The organism is Nostoc sp. ATCC 53789, from assembly GCF_009873495.1.
Lineage (GTDB): Bacteria > Cyanobacteriota > Cyanobacteriia > Cyanobacteriales > Nostocaceae > Nostoc > Nostoc muscorum_A.
On record NZ_CP046703.1, the window covers coordinates 1,196,698 to 1,215,102 of the forward strand.

Annotated in this window: 11 protein-coding genes; 3 read left to right on the forward strand and 8 right to left on the reverse strand. The window is 41.3% G+C overall.

The window, feature by feature from the left end; all coding sequences use genetic code 11:
* Positions 1-451 precede the first annotated feature (451 nt).
* Positions 452-2,044: a S8 family serine peptidase gene (locus tag GJB62_RS04815; RefSeq protein WP_114081049.1), complete on the reverse strand. Its 1,593-nt coding sequence runs from the start codon at positions 2,042-2,044 to the stop codon at positions 452-454.
* Between the two features lie 194 nt (positions 2,045-2,238).
* On the opposite strand from GJB62_RS04815, the gene rpe reads away from it, so the two are divergent.
* Positions 2,239-2,946, forward strand: coding sequence for a ribulose-phosphate 3-epimerase (gene rpe / locus GJB62_RS04820; protein WP_114081048.1), 708 nt, complete (start codon positions 2,239-2,241; stop codon positions 2,944-2,946).
* Positions 2,947-3,808: 862 nt separating this feature from the next.
* On the opposite strand, the gene GJB62_RS04825 is transcribed toward rpe, so the two are convergent.
* From GJB62_RS04825 to GJB62_RS04835, 3 genes are all read right to left on the reverse strand, one after another.
* Positions 3,809-4,150, reverse strand: a complete 342-nt coding sequence (locus GJB62_RS04825; RefSeq protein ID WP_242060672.1) for a HetP family heterocyst commitment protein — start codon at positions 4,148-4,150, stop codon at positions 3,809-3,811.
* A 169-nt stretch (positions 4,151-4,319) separates the two neighbouring features.
* The gene (locus GJB62_RS04830) at positions 4,320-4,526 is read right to left on the reverse strand and encodes a hypothetical protein (RefSeq protein WP_147262464.1); all 207 of its coding nucleotides are present in this window, start codon (positions 4,524-4,526) and stop codon (positions 4,320-4,322) included.
* 1,780 nt (positions 4,527-6,306) lie between these two features.
* A complete protein-coding gene (locus tag GJB62_RS04835) occupies positions 6,307-8,733 on the reverse strand; it encodes a GH116 family glycosyl hydrolase (RefSeq protein ID WP_114081045.1) in 2,427 nt (808 codons plus the stop codon).
* 718 nt (positions 8,734-9,451) lie between these two features.
* Here GJB62_RS04835 and GJB62_RS04840 point away from each other — a divergent pair.
* Positions 9,452-10,669, forward strand: a complete 1,218-nt coding sequence (locus GJB62_RS04840) for a peptidase (protein WP_114081044.1) — start codon at positions 9,452-9,454, stop codon at positions 10,667-10,669.
* Between the two features lie 227 nt (positions 10,670-10,896).
* Here the strand turns inward: GJB62_RS04840 and GJB62_RS04845 are convergent, their stop codons facing one another.
* Together GJB62_RS04845 and GJB62_RS04850 are read right to left on the reverse strand one after the other, a co-directional pair.
* Positions 10,897-12,933 (reverse strand): serine/threonine-protein kinase, encoded by a 2,037-nt coding sequence (locus GJB62_RS04845; protein ID WP_181852805.1) that lies wholly within the window; start codon positions 12,931-12,933, stop codon positions 10,897-10,899.
* Between the two features lie 557 nt (positions 12,934-13,490).
* Positions 13,491-14,543 carry a serine/threonine-protein kinase gene (locus GJB62_RS04850; protein WP_114081042.1) on the reverse strand — a complete coding sequence of 351 codons (1,053 nt, stop codon included), beginning with the start codon at positions 14,541-14,543 and terminating at the stop codon, positions 13,491-13,493.
* Between the two features lie 514 nt (positions 14,544-15,057).
* Here GJB62_RS04850 and GJB62_RS04855 point away from each other — a divergent pair.
* The gene (locus GJB62_RS04855; protein WP_114081041.1) at positions 15,058-15,402 is read left to right on the forward strand and encodes an STAS domain-containing protein; all 345 of its coding nucleotides are present in this window, start codon (positions 15,058-15,060) and stop codon (positions 15,400-15,402) included.
* A gap of 389 nt (positions 15,403-15,791) precedes the next feature.
* Here GJB62_RS04855 and GJB62_RS04860 read toward each other — a convergent pair whose 3' ends face one another.
* The gene (locus GJB62_RS04860) at positions 15,792-18,020 is read right to left on the reverse strand and encodes a glycoside hydrolase (protein ID WP_114081040.1); all 2,229 of its coding nucleotides are present in this window, start codon (positions 18,018-18,020) and stop codon (positions 15,792-15,794) included.
* Between the two features lie 78 nt (positions 18,021-18,098).
* Positions 18,099-18,329, reverse strand: a complete 231-nt coding sequence (locus GJB62_RS04865; RefSeq protein ID WP_012408256.1) for a NifU family protein — start codon at positions 18,327-18,329, stop codon at positions 18,099-18,101.
* Between the last annotated feature and the right edge of the window lie 76 nt (positions 18,330-18,405).

Below are 18,405 nucleotides of genomic sequence, written 5' to 3' on the forward strand. Positions count from 1 at the left end.
CTGTGTCAATGATTAACTATTGCATTTGATCCAATAGAAAATAAGACTGTTACAGTTTTTGTAACAGCAAGTTAATAGTTCAGAGGAATAAAACACAACTCATTAAAGCTGCTAATTCTTACTTGAGGCGGCTATGCAGACGAATTATGAAAAATCTCAATTTTGAGGAACTTTTCTATTTATCAATAACAGTATTGTAGACTACCTAACATAAAATAACCACTTCTATTGGGTTTTTATAGATATAGGATTTACGCCAAACTACAGGAGTTGGGGGTAATTCATCAAATACCCTTAACAGAAAATTTTTCTTTTCGGCTATTGTTTTGCAAGTCCTGAGATAGAATAACATTTTTAGTTGCATGAAATACAGAACTTTCATAGGGACGCACGTCTATGCGCCCCGATAGGAGAGTATTGTTCAAATAGATGAAAATTATGCTGACCTATTTTAATTGATAGGTACACTCCACCAAGCTAAACTATAGGGTTGAGTTGCTTCATTAAGCTTTTGACGAAACTGGACGCGGATTTTGTAATTGCCAGTATCAGGAATGGGGCAGAAAATATGTTCTACACCATCGATTTGGCTGATTGAAGAGCAAACAGCACCAGCATCTGATTGGGCATCAGCTTTTACTAAGTATAGGTCGAGATTATTCAAACCGCGATCGCGAAAATTTTCGCCCACATCATATTGTTGATTTGTATTTTTATCGTTGAGTTCTACCAATCGATCCCAGCTTAGGGTGACAGCAACAAAACTCCCCCGCTTTAACGGTTTTGCTAACACATAGTCAACAGATGCTCCAACATCCACTTTGCGATAATCCCAACCAATAGCCGGCACCGCAGCTGATGGCTGCCATTGGCCAGCACTCAATTGCTGATAAGCACGAAATGTATTTAAGTGACCTGCTCCCATTTGAGCATCCAAGGGAATCTTTGGATCTTTATAAGCATCAGAATCTAGCCAGTTTTGATTTTGTTTATCAATTAGTGTCCGGCTCATTCCCAACCGCAAGCCATCGCCACTATCTTGGATTTTGTCTGCTGAATTCAGCAATACAGCTTTCATTACTTGATGATGCCGAGAATCAATGCTCCAGTGGGGTTGTTTTGTACGTATCTGTCGGTCAGCAAATTCTTGTAATAGAGCAACAGTAGCCGTAACTTGAGGTGCGGCAAAACTAGTACCTGTAACCTTGTTCAATTTGCCATCTGGATTGAGTAAAGGAATATTATTCCCAGGAGCAACTAAACTGATAGCGCGGCGGCCACCAAGATTAAATTCTCTTCCAGCTAGCCTGCCACTGACTCCTTGGTTAGCACCCGCCAGATTAGCCACATCTACTTTGTTAAAAACTCCCCCACGACGGGATGAAAAAGCCACATTCATTCCGTTAAAATTATCTGTAGGAATAGGAATACCACCTTTACCTTGATTACCTGCGATCGCATACAAAACATCATGAACACGGCTAGACCAGTCAACACATAAAGTTAGTAAAGCATTGCCGTCTAAAATAGCCTCTGGTCTAGGGTCACGACTGAGAGGTTCACCAAAGCTAAAATTAATGGCACGGACATCGCCACCATTTTGTAGCGCTATGTGCTGGGCCGATAAACACTCTTCTGGCTGACCCATGCTTTTAGTAGAACCCACCGCAGACGAATACAATCTCGCTCCCGGAGCAATTCCCGGCAAAGCTTTGTCTTTACTTACCATTACACCCGCAACATTGTAGGCGTGAGGGTCAACACCGCTATTAGACTTAGCTGGCCCATTGCGTAAGAATACTCCCGCTAAAGATATGGCGCGATTTTTAGACACCGCCTTATCCCACCCAAACATTCCCGGCCGACCAATTTCCACTTGACCAATAGCAATCTTACGACCGATTAAATTATAAGGAGCTTGGTGCAGCTTCAAAGCATCAATACCGTTAGTTCCCAAAGCAGATTCTAAAGCCGAAGCAATTACCGGCGCACTCAGACAAGAAGCACTTAATCCCCAAATTATCCAGGTTAGTTTTTTAGTCATTTGTTATTTGTCATTTGTCATTGGTAATGAAATTAGGGGAGAGGTTACAGGTAGCAGGTGATAGGGAATAATCTGTACCCTGTAACCTGTACCCTATTCCCTATCTTCCAAAAAAGCCGGGATCAAAGTTATGAGTCTTGCTCAATGTTTTGTTACAATGCTTACAGACGAGGACGCTTAAAAACCCACTAGCCATGACCCAAAACCTATCTCAAAAGCCCATTGTAATTTCTCCATCTATCCTATCAGCCGATTTTAGCCGTCTGGGTGACGAAATTCGCGCCGTAGACGCAGCCGGAGCAGATTGGATTCATGTTGATGTAATGGACGGTCGCTTTGTACCTAATATTACGATAGGCCCTCTGATTGTGGAGGCGATTCGTCCGGTTACAACCAAGCCCCTGGATGTCCACTTGATGATTGTGGAGCCAGAAAAGTACGTAGAAGGATTCGCTAAAGCGGGTGCTGATATTATCTCCGTACACTGCGAACATAATGCTTCTCCACATCTGCACCGTACCTTGGGGCAAATTAAAGAGCTTGGTAAGAAAGCTGGAGTTGTACTTAATCCTGGTAGCCCTCTAGAGCTAATTGAATACGTTCTAGATTTGTGCGATTTAGTACTGATTATGAGCGTCAACCCTGGTTTTGGTGGTCAAAGCTTTATCCCTGGTGTGTTACCCAAAATCCGCAAGCTGCGTCAAATGTGTGATGAACGCGGTCTTGACCCTTGGATTGAAGTGGATGGAGGGCTGAAGGCAAATAATACTTGGCAAGTTTTAGAAGCAGGAGCTAATGCAGTTGTCGCCGGTTCAGCTGTATTTAATGCTAAAGATTATGCTGAGGCTATTACATCAATTCGCAACAGCAAGCGTCCTACCCCAGAATTAGCTAAGGTTTAATTCATTGCTGGATTAACCATTCTCTACAAAAAATAGGGTGGGCAAATTGCTCACCCTATTTTTATTTACACATAAAAATACTGAAAGCTCTTCAAGTTTTGAACTTCCAGTATTTAGTATATAAATTGAAAATTTAGAAAGCAGAGATAATCCAGGTTGGGAGGACTAGGATTACAATAGTTGAAAGAGAAGCGTATGACCTACTAGTTCCACCAGCCAAGACAACGATTTCACCATAACTTTCCTGTTTCTGTCCCTGTTATTGGTGTTAAGCGTTTGCTTTATTAAATAAAGCAACACCAATCACAAGATAGAAAGTTTTCTAAGCATTACTCACATCGTCTGCAGTCAATGAAAGTTGTGTAAAATTTGGATTGGGGGAATCCACCTCCTCAAATTCTTTTCGCTCAGACTTCCTCAGAACAAGAACCACCATTAGCAACGGTTGCATCATTTGCCTTGGGATAGGAGTTATTTACTCCATGAAATGCTGACTACTTTTGTAATCAGTTTGATTTATTTCATAGTCAGAACTAATCATTGATTTTAAGTTTTTAAATTAACTTGCTTGCTGCCAATCACCTCTATTGTGGTTGAAATTGCCGTTGTTATTAGTTTACCAATGTCGTCAGTATATATTTGCCATTTTGGCAGATTTTTGCAAAAAAATATTAAATTAATCACTGCGATAGAAAACCTACCATGCAATCAATTTTAAATTAGCATGGCAGGTTTTCAGATACTCAATCAACTCTAGGGCAGAATTTCTTGATTCCAAATTATTTTTTAATTGGCTCCACAGCCTTTCAAGGATATATCTTGAGTTAATGGCGATTTCCTTGATTTAATGTTTGTTAATTGTTTATCCCAATTTCTGGTCTAAACTAACGCCACGGATTTCTGTTTTTTGCTTTCCAACTACTTCAAGATAAGCAGGTCTTGAATCATTAGAATGTTTCAGCATTTTTAGATTTTCACTTTGCTGTTGTTTTGTTCTGTTGGTTTGAGAGTTTTCTTTCAGTAATCGGTTGTAGGTACGGTACGGAATGTAATGGAGAGGATTATAACCAGCAAAACGTAGCATTAAAACACATGCCCAGGAGTACTTTCCAGCAATAATTGCTTCAACTACTTTATCAAATTGTTGAGCCTTTACTGTTGTATCTAAGTTACTACTAATACCAGCAATGTCTTGATTCATCATAGTGTTTAATTATTTTGGATGAAGTAAACTAGTTCAGTTTCTGCGATTGTTGTCGTTTCAATTGAGGTTTACAAACTGCATTAATCTTTTTGCAGTTGTTAAATCGCTTTCGGGAAATTATCAGCAATTTGGCGGTGTTGGATGTTGACGAAGGCTAAAAATCCATCTATCAACAGATGCGTACATAACTTTCCCAAGCTCTGATTAGCTCCCGCAGCTTTGAGCGGTAAAGATACAGACTGAAAGTTCTCTGCTGTTTGAGCTTTACCTTGGCGCTATTAAGCAGAGTTTTAGTAATTTTGGCTGATAACTCCCCTAGTAAACTAGTTTGAGCAAGAGCTAGCTTGTAGTAGGGATACAAATTATATAGATTCATTGCTGAACTGTCCCCTTGGCTTGAGGTTTCGACTGCATTTGACCTGATGATTTTTGCATGAACTAACCTTTGATTAAAAACAATCAAGTTTTTAAGCAAGTTTGTTGGCTGCTCATTCCTAATTATCCAGATTCCATCCGATGAATTGAGGAAACTGTAGCTTTTACTTGTTAGTAACTGAAAGGTAAAAATTTATCTTTTGTCTTCTCATTTGACTGGTAGGACAAAAGTCTAGGCGTAGCTCTTGGTAGATGCAGTTTTATCCTCTGAAACTTTATCGACTTTTAATTCAATCAATTTTCTCTGTTAAAACGCCTGTATTTCTTACTACTGGTTAATTAAGCAATTTCCGGCAAGTTTTCATATTTTTTCGAGTAGTGGAAAAAATTTATTTATCTTTGAGCTTTAACAACGTCATTCGTATATATACTATTTTTTGTCGTTAATGTCATCTACTGAGTTAGTAGATTTTTAAGTTAAATTTACTGAATGTATTTCGATACGTACTTGCCTATTGTGCAACTTTTAATTTTGTCCTCCTTTGCTAATTTATGAGGGGTCTGACCCCCCACACAATCTCAATTTAAACCCTTTATTATTGTCGAGTCTCTAGAAAATACTACCATTAACTATGATGTAAAACAACTTCTAAAAATAGTAACTGCTAAAGAATAAAAAACATTCGCAGCCATAGCATTGAGCATATTTTATTAATAAGTTCAATTAGATAATGGTATTTATTCTTCTGATGGTTCTTGATTTACAAGAACTATAAATTCAATGTATCTAAATAAAATCGCTGTAAACCAATCGTGAATATTTCATGATTATTAGCTATTAATAACAGCTAGCCTATAGCACCCATATTTTATTTTTGAAAAACTCTTTCCTATTACTTCTTGCCTAACCATGCAAGGAAATATGACTACGCCATGCTGCGCGAACAAAAATCAAAGCGGATTGCTATAGTTTTAATTATTATCAATTGAATAATGCAAAATATCTGTAGTAAGATGCTTTAAATAAAAATATGTATTAGGTTAAATCTGTAAAATATTAGAAAGTATAATATTGTCAATTTTATTCAACAGTAACTTCTCTAAGTCTTTATCTTTAAAAAATTTCTCAAGTAGAGATTACGGATGCTGTGACACTTGGGCTAAATGCTAGTAAAAACCATCAATTGCCATGAGTTTGTGATGAGTGCTTTGCTCAACAATAATACCTCGGTCTAGAACAAAGATATAGTCGGCATAGGGTAGTCTAGAGTTCTCACTACTTCAACTCTTACCATTACTGAAATTTTCCTTTGCTTCCGGAAACAGTCGGAAAATAAAATCACAAATTTAAACTCTGCTTTCTCAGATAAAGACAGGCTAATCCTGGCAACGTATATACTATAGCGGTTCTCAATTGCATCGAATACAGACCTAAGCCCCAGTCCCTTCTCCTTGAAGGGAAGGCAGGGTGGTTTCATACGAAAAAAGAAAAATACATAAGTTTTTATTTCTTGTTTTGTGGCATGGCTTTTTACCCGTCTCCAAACCTCTCCCCGAAAGGTCAAGAGGCTTTAAAATCCGGTTTTAGTTTTTCTCTGGTTGTATGAAACCACCCTGCTTCTCCTTGAAGGGAAGGGGAGTAAGATTCAAAGCCTCTCTCCTTTTAATAAAGAGGTTTGGAGAGAGGTCAAAGTATATTGCATCCATAGACGCGTAGCGGCTACTCTTACGAGAACGCTTTCAGCGAACCCGCAGGGTATGAGAACCGTTTTGATAGCTAATCAATTAATAACTAAGTAAATTCCCCAGATTGCCATTGCCCGTAAGTAGGTGCTAGCGCGGAAAGTACCACCTGCGGTGATAGCTTCAGGGGTGCGAAATTGCAGCCCATTTTCATAAATTTGCTCGACTACAGCCTGTGTTAACCTCAACGCTTCATCTTTCATTCCCATTTGCACAAGAAAAGCTGCTAGCCCAAAGTTTATCCCAGTCCAAACTTCTAGGGGATGAGTAGCTTTAGGGTTTTCTGGTGAACCGTCAGGACGAACACCATTTGCAGCACCAAACTCTCCATTGCAGAATTTCAAAAAGCACGCATCATAAACAGTTTTCAGGGCAGAAAGGGCGCGATCGCTCGGTACAATATCAGGTAAGTCCAATAGTCGGGCGTAGAATTGTCCACACAACTGATCCGCCATCACCACATCGGAACCACTTTCACTATCAAGTTGGTAATATTGTCCATTCCAAAGTTTTTCTTGGTAGATAGGAAGAGATTGTTGTAACCAAGTTTCATAGATGGATTTTTGAACCGCCAAGACACCAAGATCGCCAAGGTTGTGAGTTAATAAAATATCGCTAATTGCGATCGCAGCCTCTAGCGCTGCTAACCACAACCCACCACAATAGGCGCTGACACCCTGTAACCGCCAATCATCAAAGGTTTGGTCAGGCGCACCAGAATTTTCAGGAATCCCATCACCATCAAGGTCAAAGGTTTTGAGGTAGTCGAGGGTTTGAACGATCGCATTCCAACAATCTGCTAGAAATTCTACATCGTCAGCACCTGTGAGCAGAAAATCACGGTATACTTGCAAGACAAAATCACTACCCAAATCTTTCCATAAATTGCAGTCTTGATAGCTGGTGTAGTTGGTTTTCTGCCAAACGTGTTCATTCGGTGCGCCTAAATCGTGGGGTGTTGCACCGACGACTTTGCGAACTGCGATTGGGCTTTCTGCCTTGATTGTCATGTAATAGCCGATGATTCGGGGTGTATCATCACCTTGAGGAATCGCCCGTGCAAATGCCCGCATCACTGACTTCTCCAGTTCGGGAAACAGCATCAGTAGGGCAAAAGAGCCATATAATCGCACATCTAGACTTTCATACCAACGATAATCTAGGCACTCCAGCACCGCGAACTGACCGATGGGGTCAAGTTCTGATGCTGCACTCCAGAGAGTACCGCCGCTAGTGAGGTCATAAAGCTCATTAAATAGAGCCATTTTAAACCAGTTGGGCAAATCTTCCCGGTCGAGAATGGGTTGTTGCCAAGTTTGAATTTGCGATCGCCAGGTTTGATATTCTTGGAGGGCAGTAGATGCGATCGCCCAAGCATTATTTCCACTTCTATCAAAAAAGTCTGTATATCTGCGATAATAGTTGACTCCGGCGGCAAATTCTGTAATGGGCAAATCCCAAGCGAGGACAAAGGGGATTTCAAGAGTTTCGCCTGGTTGGAGAGTGAAACGGAGTGCGATGCCTGCGGCCGGCGTAGCCATCGCAGCCCCTAACTGTTCACCTTCTCCGACTGGATTAGCATCTATATAATTGGACAAAGAACCATCTTTGGCAAAGCTTTGCCACACCTCATCACCAGTTCCTTCAGCATTCCAGCGAGTGTGGTGAAATACTTCCACTTGAGGATGCTTCAGCGTCGCAATACACCAAGTTCCATCACCTTCTTGCAAAGCATCACTACCAACCCGACTTAAAAGACAGCCAAACTGTTGTGGATTTTCAACTATTTGATTATAGTTTCCTTGACTTTCGCCCCAACGTGGTTGGTATTCGTAAACCGGACTACCATCATCACGCACCCGCACTTCGGGAGATTTGAGGGCATTTGTAAACCAGCCCACCATATTTTGCCAAGTGAGCATAATGCTGAGAGTGATTGGTGCATTTGTGGGGTTGTGGGCATTCCAAAGGAATATTGCTACAGGGTAGCTAGTTTCTTGATAATTACCTGCCCAAACTGGGGAAAATTGCTCACAAGTCAACTGTGCTTGGAATACATTTTCGTACACAAACCAGCTACGTGGGTATAGGGCGTGATAATTACCCGTCCCCTCAGTACTGGGAAGCGTTGGATACCACTGCCAAGCTTTGAGAGTGCCATCATCGGGCCCTTGGGTGGATAAAGCGTAGGCTTGGGTAGATGTGCCATTAGATTCAAATACACTGAATTGACAAGCGGGGACGTTTTTGAAGGTATGCTCACCGCCGTCGATGTGCCACAGGTTAAAATCTCCCCGTGAAGAACGACCGATGCAACCTGCACCAAAGCCACCTAAAGGCATACCATGCCAAGGGCCATCATCGATATTACTTGCGTAGCGGACAGTATAAGGTTTGTCCCAGCCTAAACCGATGGGACGGCTCCAAGTACAAGAGGGAATTTTCGGAGAGAGTTGATTTGTCATCGCCTAATGTTACAGCGTGCAGTTACGTCCATGAAGACTAGCGCGATGTGCGATTTTTCTCAAGGGGCACAAATATCAATACTGGTCGGGTTTTGGGGGAAAGGGAAAAGTTTAAAAGGGAAAAACCTTATATATCAACTCTTCCACTAATTTTGCCCACAAATATGCCTTCTTGATTCAGTAGTCTAAGTAAGTTGGCACAATAAAATCAAACTAGGCTAAAACCCTTATTGCCTATTTCCTTATCCCGCCGATAATTATTTACGCCCACTTACTTAGTAGCATCTGGCTCAGTTTAACAAAAATATCTCGGCAAAAATCCGAAAAGCAGCAATTTCAGCTTGTAGCTCAGTATATACTTACAAAATTAATATTCACTCTAGTACAGCTGCTACCATATCAAACAAGACTTAGAGGATATTTGAAAAGTCCTCTTGTCGGGATCAAAAATTTTAGATCCCCCTAAATCCCCCTTTTTAAGGGGGACTTTGATTCCGGTTCCCCCCCTTTTTAAGGGGGGTTAGGGGGGATCTCAAAGTGCCTAAAGTCACAGCAAAACACTTTTCAAACAACCTCTTAGAGCAAAATCCTCTTGTTTGATATGGTAGGCAAACTTCCACCACAGTGTATTATGAGTTTCAATAGGAATATAATTTTTTGACTTCAAATTTGTCTATCTGTTAAATACGAAATTATCCGCAAAATTAGGAGCGTAATTATGCTACTAGAAACCAAAAACTATCGCCACAAATTAAGCCGCATTTTAATTTGTTCCTTGGGTAGTAGTTTGTTGATCGCGAGCAATGTGCTACCTATAAATGCTTTGGGGAAACCTCAACATTCTCAAGGCTTCATAATTGCTAAATCACCAGATGAGAGACAACCAGAAGCAGTAAAAAAAGGAATTGAGCAGCTTCCTGCTTCTCAAGCATCAATATCTCCAAGAAAGAAGACATCTTCTGTTGAGTCGCCAATCCAGACTCGTCCTATATCTTCTAATACAGAAACTTCCCAGCCAACCTCGGACGCTTCAAATGATGACTCTACTTCTAGATCATCTAGACGTAGGACTTCTAACTCAAATTCTAATCGTTCCAATAGTAGTGCATCTAGATCGTCTGGAGGTAGGGCTTCTAATTCAAATGGTTCCGGGAGAGTTCGCAAGCCAAGTTCTAATGTAGCTAGAAGTGGCAACCAAAATATCGATCGTCCGGCAGTTTCTGCACCTGCAACACCTACTTATAAAGAGATTAACTTTGTAGATGTCGCATTGGGTATTTTGAGTAAGAGTGACTTTCAATCTCAAGGTAGATATTTTCATTTCTATGAGTTTGAAGGTAGAGAAAATCAACTAGTTCAAATTAGGCTTGTTGGTAGTAAAGATACACGCAGATCAAATAACTTGAGTTTAAATCCTTTGTTATTTCTGCACGATCCTGATGATAATATCATCGTCAAAAAAGGCACTTTGGAAAAAAGCAGTGATGGCGATGATGCCTTCATTTTTGCGCGATTGCCTAAGAATGGCACTTACAAAATTGCAGTTACTAGCCGAGATTCTGGTGAGATCGGTCGCTATAGTTTGGCTTTGAGGAATGACAGAGCTAGCTATACCTTAGATGAAGCAGGACAACTAAGCGCCAATAGCTCAACCTTGAAACAAAATGGAGGCGCTTACAATGTATCTAATTTCCAAGGAAGAAAAAATCAGCTTGTAAGTATTCGTGTAGATAGTGTTGATGAAGAATTTTCTCCTTACGTAGCTTTGCTAAATTCAAAAGGACAGACGATCGCTATAGATAAGGATAAAGATAAAGCTGGCACCTACAGCGCTTTAATTGACCGAGCTAGGTTGCCTGAAGATGACACTTACTATGTAGTTGTCAGTTCCAAAAATCCACAGGAACGCGGTAAATATAGATTGACTATCTTCTGATAATTTAGGTTGCAATAGTTTTCGGTTAAGGGGGAAAGGGGAAAGGGAAAGGGTTTGAATTTCCCTTTCCCCATTGCCCTTTAACCTTTCCCCAGACCAAAAGAGAGATTATTGGGTTTAACCGAAAAGTATTGATTTAGGTTGTATGAAAACCTCTGCCTGATTTTACTACGCAAAATCTGTCCCTTTCCGAGCCGGAGAGGAACATTCTAGTAGAGGAAAGATTTTTACTGAGACAACCGCCAAATCTTAATGGTGTTGTCTTCACTACCACTGACAAGGGTTTTGCTATCAGGACTGAAGGCTACAGATGTCACGGTGTTGGTATGCCCTGTTAATGTGAGAATTTCTTCTCCTGTGGCCGAATTCCAGAGTTTGATGGCGCGATCGCGGCTACCACTGGCAATAATTTTACCATCGGCACTGAAGGCTACGGTTGTGACTGTGTTGGCGTGTCCCGCCAGTGTGCGAATTTCTTTTCCCGTCAGTAGATCCCAAAGTTTAATGGTGCGATCGCGGCTAGCACTAGCTAAAATTTTCCCATCTGGGCTAATAGCTACAGCTGTGACTGTTTGATAATTTCCCTCTAGTGTGCGGATTGAGTACCCTTTTGTCAGATTCCAGATTTTGATCGTCTTGTCAAAACTGCCACTAGCAAGAATCACGCTATCGGGACTGATGGCTACCGATCGCACCCAAAATGTATGCCCTACCAATGTCCGAATTTGCTCTCCTGTGGCTAAATCCCAGATTTTGATGGTGTTGTCATCACTACCACTCACCAGAGTCTCGCTATCAGCGCTGATCGCTAGGGCACGAACTGAGTCAGAATGCCCTGTAAGAGTGCGAATTTGTTTTCCTGTTGCTAAATTCCAAATTTTGATGGTGCTGTCATCACTGGCACTTACCAGAGTTTTCCCATCTGGGCTAATTACTAACGTATTCACCTGCTGATAATAGGCGTTGAGTGAAGATATTTCTTTCCCGGTGGCGAGATTCCAAAGTTTGATTGTGCCATCGCCTCCACTGCTGGCAATGGTTTTACCATCGGGGCTGATGGCGACGGATAAAACCGAGTTTTCATCTCCTTGGATGGTATTAGCTAAGGAAACCCTACCCAAAGTAATCTTTGGTGGTTGACCTAAAAGCACGTCATCTTTGCCAGAATTATTATGCTGACTCAGCCTAGAAACTAAACTGGTTTGAATCCGACGAAAATGTTTATACCAAGATTCTTGGAATCCGAACAACAGAATCAAAGCACTTACCAAAATTAAAGTTCTTAGTAAGGGATAACTTTTTGGTAAAGATGGGGCTTGAGTCGCGGGGATTTTTCCAGATGACTTACCGGCTGGTGGTAGGGCAAGGAGTTGTTTTGGAGTTAAGTCTTTGAGAACTTCATCGGCTGACTGGTAACGTTCATGGATATCTTTTTTTAAAAGTTTGTCGATGACAAAATCCAACTCGGTATTTAATGGACTCCGCAAATATTCCCGCCAATTACTCACCCACGCGTACCCCGATTCCATCCACAACTGAAAGGGGGAAGTTCCCGTTAGCAGATGAAAGCAGGTAGCGCCTAAACCGAACAAGTCACTGGCAGGGAAAGCTTTACCATCTCTAATTTGTTCTAAGGGAGAATAACCATGTGAACCAATGGATGTGCCAGATTTGTGCTGAACTTTGGCGGTGAATTGCTTTGAGGAACCAAAATCAATCAGACTTAATCGCCCATCACTTTTATGGCGGATAATATTTTCTGGCTTGATATCCCGATGAATGACTTTGCGATCGTGGATAAATTTCAAGATGGGCAATAAATCTAGCAAAATAGATTGAATATCCCTAGCGTTATATCCCTTGCGCTGTTGCAACTCCTTTAACAAATTATCGCCATTAATAAACTGCTGCACTAAATATAGGCAGCCATCTTGCTCAAAGTAAGCTATTAAAGTTGGAATTTGGGGATGTTCCCCAAGGTCTTGTAGCCGCTGTGCTTCTTCGGCAAACAACTCCATCGCCTTTTTTTGCGACCAAGTTCCTTGGAACTTAGGAGCTAATTGCTTGATAACACAGCGTTCATTGAGTTTATCGACATCTTCTGATAGATAGGTTCTGCCAAATCCCCCCTCATCTGAAAGGACTCGGATGACACGGAAGCGATTTCTTAAAAGTGACACCAACGGGGTGCTACAACTTTGGCAAAACTTCTTTCCATTGGAATTCAGGGGATTTAGGCAATCGGGATTTAAGCAGCAGATCATGATCTGACAGGCGCGACTGCATAACAACTTAGGCTAAGTTTGCCCCGAACTGTCCCTGAAGAAAATTGACTCTCGCTTACTTGTGGTAGAAAACCCTGTTTTGGGGATTGGGGAATTACTTAATATAGTTAGCGTTTGTAAATAGTAGTCAGTCTTCCTTTTCTGTGGAAAACTACGAGAGCCATAAAATTAATTATTCTTCCGATTATATAATAATCTGAATAGAAATATTTCTCTAAACTACTACCCCTAGTAATTGTGCTTGTATATTGACAAGCAAAAATTGACTAAGTATTAAGTAAAACCCTGATTAATTAACCATCACTGACGATGAAATATAGTCGCAATGGTTACTAGATTTGTTTTTGATATTTTCAATTGCCCATGATAATTGTTAATTTGATACTTTAGGCAATAAAAGGTTATTTGAAAAGGATTTTGCTGTGATTTTAGACACTTTCAAATTCCCCTAATCCCCCTTTTTGATGGAGATTTAGGATAATCTACAATTATTTGATACATCACAAATAACTTTTAACTTAATTTTGCTACCTTGTTTACTTAAGTCTCGCTCTCCATTTCCGAATAGCATTAGCAGTTCTGGTAACTGGTGGCATGTAGACATCTGGAGTTTCGTTAGAGTTTTCGTATTGTGTAATACTTTTATTATTTAATTTTTGGGTAGTTAGACAGTTAGCTAAAGTAGGCAAATAGCTTTCATAACTTAAAGCTTTTATTACTTCATCGACATTCTTAAACCGATCGTCTAATGTAATCTTCACCATTTTGCCTAAAGTTTTGGCGAAACTATCGGTAACATTTACTTCTTTTTGCCAGCAAATCTCACCACTATTTGGGTGGTAATCAAATTCTAAAGGACTTTTACCAGTCAACATATAAATACAAGTTACACCCAGTGCATAAATATCACTGGCATAAACTGGGCGAAGAGAATACTGTTCTGGCGGTGCAAATCCCCTAGTTCCAATAAAGTTGGTATTTAAAGCTTGATTGGTAGAGTTTTCACAAGCATCAACTAATTGCTCTTTCACTGCGCCAAAATCAATCAGCACTACCCGCTTGTCATACTCACACCGCAATAAATTCTGGGGCTTAATATCCCGATGAATCACATGATGTTTATGAAGATACTGTAATACTGGTAATAATTCCTGTAAAAACTGTTTCACCGAGGCTTCACTTTTGGGCCCACCTCGCCGCACTTCTTGGGCTAAAGTCAAACCCGGTACGTATTCTTGAATTAAAAAAAACTCCTCATTCGCCTGAAAGTAGTCTAGCAGCATGGGAATTTGCGAATGACTACCGAGTTGACCTAAAGTTCTTGCTTCTTTTTCAAAACGCGCACATGCCTTTTGCCAACTTTGGGGACTAGTCACTTTCGGGCAAAGCTGTTTAATGACGCACAGAGGATGTCCAGGTAATACGGCATTTTTGGCTAAAAAAGTGATGCCAAAACCACCTTTACCTAGAACTTGCAATATTTGATAGCGATCGCGGAATAGCTTCTTGGAAGCACACATCTGACCAAGTTGAGTTTGCTGTGAAATGCTCTCTTGAGAATTCGTTATTTTCTGAGAAAAGCGATTCATTAGTATAGAATATCTGCTCTAAAATGTCTCTAATCCTACGACAAATATTCCTTAATAACAGTAATATTACTGGAACTTTGCTAAATCATCATTATTCTTGTTAGGACTTACGCAAAAGTACACACAGTATCTGCGGTACTCCTCTGGAGAACTCATAGTGAGAGTAGCCGCTTCTCTACGAGACGCTCCGCGAATGCGTCTACATGAATCCCCCTACATTTCTTGATAGCGATTTATGACCGAAGAAGGCAGGAGGAGAAAGAAAAACTGCTCCCCTTGCTCTCTTCGTTGACGGTCGATATTTTGGGGTTAGTCTTGCGAGTCTTTGTTATGGCTGTTAATGTGGATAAGCGCGTTAGCCTTGCAGCAGCTAACTAGGGCTTAAATGGGCTAAATAGTCTCAAAAACAAGCAGATATATCATTTGAGAACTATCGCTCCTTTATGGCAAATTTGACGGTCAGCCTTATTCCAAAACTCCTAAATTATTTCAATCAAAATAATATTGAAAAAACATGAAAGTGAGCATAATAGTACTACAATTGTCAGGAATTTTAGATAATGTCAGAGGTAATGAACTACGTCGTCAAGTTAGTGGACTTATCACAGAAGGAGCCAATACTTTTTTGCTTGATATGAAAGAGATAAAGCTTATTGATAGCTCTGGTTTAGGTGCTTTAATCTCAGTAATGCAAATAGTGCAAAGTGCTAATGGTAAACTTTTTATCTGTTCTATCAGCGAGCAAGTCAGGATGTTGTTTCAACTTACTAAAGTAGATAGAATTTTTCAAATCTTTGCCGATCAAGAGGAATTCAATCGCCAAATATTGGCAACCTTGGAGGTGGACAAAAAGGGCTAAGATGCAGACAGAATAGTCAATATATAGAAATTCTATTTGATTGCGTGAAAAAACTCCGTACAACTCAAAAAGCCTTCTTTTCTATTGCCTATAGGACTTACGCAAATTATCTCTCAAACTCTGATTTCTCCGTGCCCTCTGTGCCTCTGCGGTTCGTTATTCTGTAACTCGTGCGTAAGTCCTAGCCTATTGCCTCTTGCCTTCCCACGCAAGTAAGTATGGCTACGCTCCCGTGAGGGATACAAAAACCAAAGCGGATTCCTATATTAGTTCTATAGGCACATAAAAATAATTAACCATAGATGAAATATATATCCTCGTAGTGGCGTACAGATGTACGCCACTATTCATTCAAATGAGAATGGCTATAAAACCAAGGGTATTGAGTTCTAAGGCACTTCAATAGGAATCAAAGCATTTTCTGGCAAGTAGTTGCAAAAACGCCCTTCATCTGCAAGCACCAAAATCAGACGCAGGGGATAATCTGGCGGAACTTGCAAATCTGCCCACGGTACTGCCAACTCTAAACAACTATTTATTGCTACTTGAGCGCGACTGAAACGGGGCTGCCATTGATAATTGTCTCCAGCTTCCCGAAACTGAATCGATTGCGTCAGTAAGTTAACTTCTAGAAGATGGTGGAAAAGATAATTAAGCGGTGCTGCATCTGGTACATCTGCCAAAGGAACTGGGCTATTAACCATTGTTTTTTCTGGGTAAAACCACAGCAAATTCAACTCTGTAGGAAAATCCTTCCCTGGTGCAACGCCACCTTTAAAGTCCAGGCGCACATAGAAATTAAGGTGATCTACGCCATACCAAAGTCGCTGGATGACACTGCTATTGTGCATCGTCCCCCGCGCCCCGCCGATTTCTATGCGTCCAGCTTTGTCCCAATCTTGCTCATCACCCCTACCATCGATAACAGGATGGATAAACCCCTGTGGGGTGTGGCTTCCTTGTGCTTCGTGGATTTCCACTGGTTGCTTGAGATAAGGCGGTACAGGTTCATTTAATGCCTTGTAAATCCCAAATAGGTGTTCTCGAAATAACTGGTCAAAGATGGCATCTTGATTTGAGGAGTGTCCTGCACCAAACCACCAAAACCAGTCTGAACCCTCTGCGGCATACAATGCTTCCCATGCTTCTGGATTGTTTTCTTCCGTTGCTTCGGGATGACTTGCGAGCATTTCTCTTGCTTTTGTCAAGTAATCCCAAGCCCGATTTTTAGCGCGATCGCCAATCCAAGTGGTGAAACTGCCATCCACCCAAGAACCACTATGTAGTTGCCCTCCGGGAATGGTGGCTGTGGCAGGAAATTCTTCGAGAAATTCGGAGACGGTGACGAGTTTGAGGTGTGGTTCATCGCTCAAACTTTGATACAAAGCTTCTAAGAAGGGTTTGCCATCTTCGGGATAAAATTCCCAGCAATTCTCCCCATCCAAGGCAATGGTAACTAGCCAAGGTTGCTCACTTTGACTATCTCTTTGCATTTTAGCGATCGCTTGCAAATGTCCCACTAAGTCTGCTGCTGCCTTTTTTGCAGGCATCGCACTGTAGGTAAACCCAATCAAATCTGATAATCTGTGGTCACGAAACACAATTGACAAATCACCCTCTGCGGTTTGCAGCCGATAGGGTCGGTACAACAGTTCTGGTTGCTGCACATTCCCCGCCCCATCCCGATGAAAAAAGTGTTTCAGCGTCCATCCCAAGACAGCTTCATCTGAGCATATCCACTTAAATCCTTGGTTAATAATATGTGGAAGTGTTGCCGGACTGACTGACTGTTCCGAAGGCCACAAACCACGAGGTATTTGTCCAAAGCGGTCTTTATAAAAGTTCCAAGCTTTCCGTAAGTGACGGGGAATATCTTCTTCCCACTGAAAGCGCTGCTTAGGTAGTGTCATATTGGGCACAGCTACCCGACCGGAGTTAGTATCAGCGAGTAAGGGTAAAATCGGGTGAGTGTAGGGCGTAGTGGTAATTTCTAGCTGCCCAGCCTCCTGCATTTTGCGATGTTGGGGGATGATGCGGCTGAGGATTTCTCGTTGTTTGGAATAAATGCGCTGGCGATCGCTTAAAGTAAAATTGCGACCCTGTTTTAACCAAGTAGCAATTTCCGGGTCATCCCAAAACAGTGGATCGATCCAAGCTAAATTGTGCCAAGCTAGCAAATCACCATAATCAGGCAATTCCCAATTTGCTAAACACCAGGCTTGCCCCTTCTCCTGCCTTTGCTGATACAACTCGCTATAGCGGGGATGTGGGTCAATCAACGTATGGTGATTGGCATCAAAAAAGTGTTGGATAATGAATTCCCTCTGTTCCTGGCTGAGTTGTTCATCCGGTGTCAAGCAGGCTGTGAGGTAAGGGTCAAAAGCAGTCCCAGCAATATAATCTTCAAGTTGTAATATCAGCGATGGAACTAAATTCACCGTTTGGTGTAACTTAGGATACCGCTCTAAGAGCAATACCAAATCCAAATAATCTTTAGTCCCATGTAAACGTACCCAAGGTAGGCGGTACTGCTGACTGGGAGATAGGGCACTACCAGGAGATTTGTACAGAGGCTGATGTTGATGCCAGATAAAAGCGATGTAGAGAGGATGGGACATAGGAATAGTTAGGAGTTAAGAATGAGGAGTTAGGAGTTGATTCAAAACTCATAACTCCTAACTCCTAACTCCTAACTTTTACACCACTTGTTCAATTTCCGCAATTTCAGGAATCATTTCTTTTAGGCGGCGCTCAATACCCATTCTCAGGGTCATTGCAGAACTGGGACAAGAACCACAAGCACCTTGCAGGCGCAGCTTTACAACAGGCCCATCGAGTTCTACAAGTTCCACATTGCCGCCATCAGACATGAGATAAGGGCGCATTTCATCTAAGACTGTTTCAACGTTGTCAATTGTGAGTTCCATAGTTTTAGACCTGCTAAGTTAATGGTGGGCATTGGGAATGGGGCATGGGGCATGTGGCATGGGACATTGAATAATA

Excerpts from the sequence above, each read along its gene's own strand:
- GJB62_RS04815 (WP_114081049.1), bottom strand. The coding sequence starts at position 2,044 with ATGACTAAAAAACTAACCTGGATAATTTGGGGATTAAGTGCTTCTTGT.
- rpe (WP_114081048.1), top strand. The coding sequence starts at position 2,239 with ATGACCCAAAACCTATCTCAAAAGCCCATTGTAATTTCTCCATCTATC.
- GJB62_RS04825 (WP_242060672.1), bottom strand. The coding sequence starts at position 4,150 with ATGATGAATCAAGACATTGCTGGTATTAGTAGTAACTTAGATACAACA.
- GJB62_RS04830 (WP_147262464.1), bottom strand. The coding sequence starts at position 4,526 with ATGAATCTATATAATTTGTATCCCTACTACAAGCTAGCTCTTGCTCAA.
- GJB62_RS04835 (WP_114081045.1), bottom strand. The coding sequence starts at position 8,733 with ATGACAAATCAACTCTCTCCGAAAATTCCCTCTTGTACTTGGAGCCGT.
- GJB62_RS04840 (WP_114081044.1), top strand. The coding sequence starts at position 9,452 with ATGCTACTAGAAACCAAAAACTATCGCCACAAATTAAGCCGCATTTTA.
- GJB62_RS04845 (WP_181852805.1), bottom strand. The coding sequence starts at position 12,933 with ATGATCTGCTGCTTAAATCCCGATTGCCTAAATCCCCTGAATTCCAAT.
- GJB62_RS04850 (WP_114081042.1), bottom strand. The coding sequence starts at position 14,543 with ATGAATCGCTTTTCTCAGAAAATAACGAATTCTCAAGAGAGCATTTCA.
- GJB62_RS04855 (WP_114081041.1), top strand. The coding sequence starts at position 15,058 with ATGAAAGTGAGCATAATAGTACTACAATTGTCAGGAATTTTAGATAAT.
- GJB62_RS04860 (WP_114081040.1), bottom strand. The coding sequence starts at position 18,020 with ATGTCCCATCCTCTCTACATCGCTTTTATCTGGCATCAACATCAGCCT.
- GJB62_RS04865 (WP_012408256.1), bottom strand. The coding sequence starts at position 18,329 with ATGGAACTCACAATTGACAACGTTGAAACAGTCTTAGATGAAATGCGC.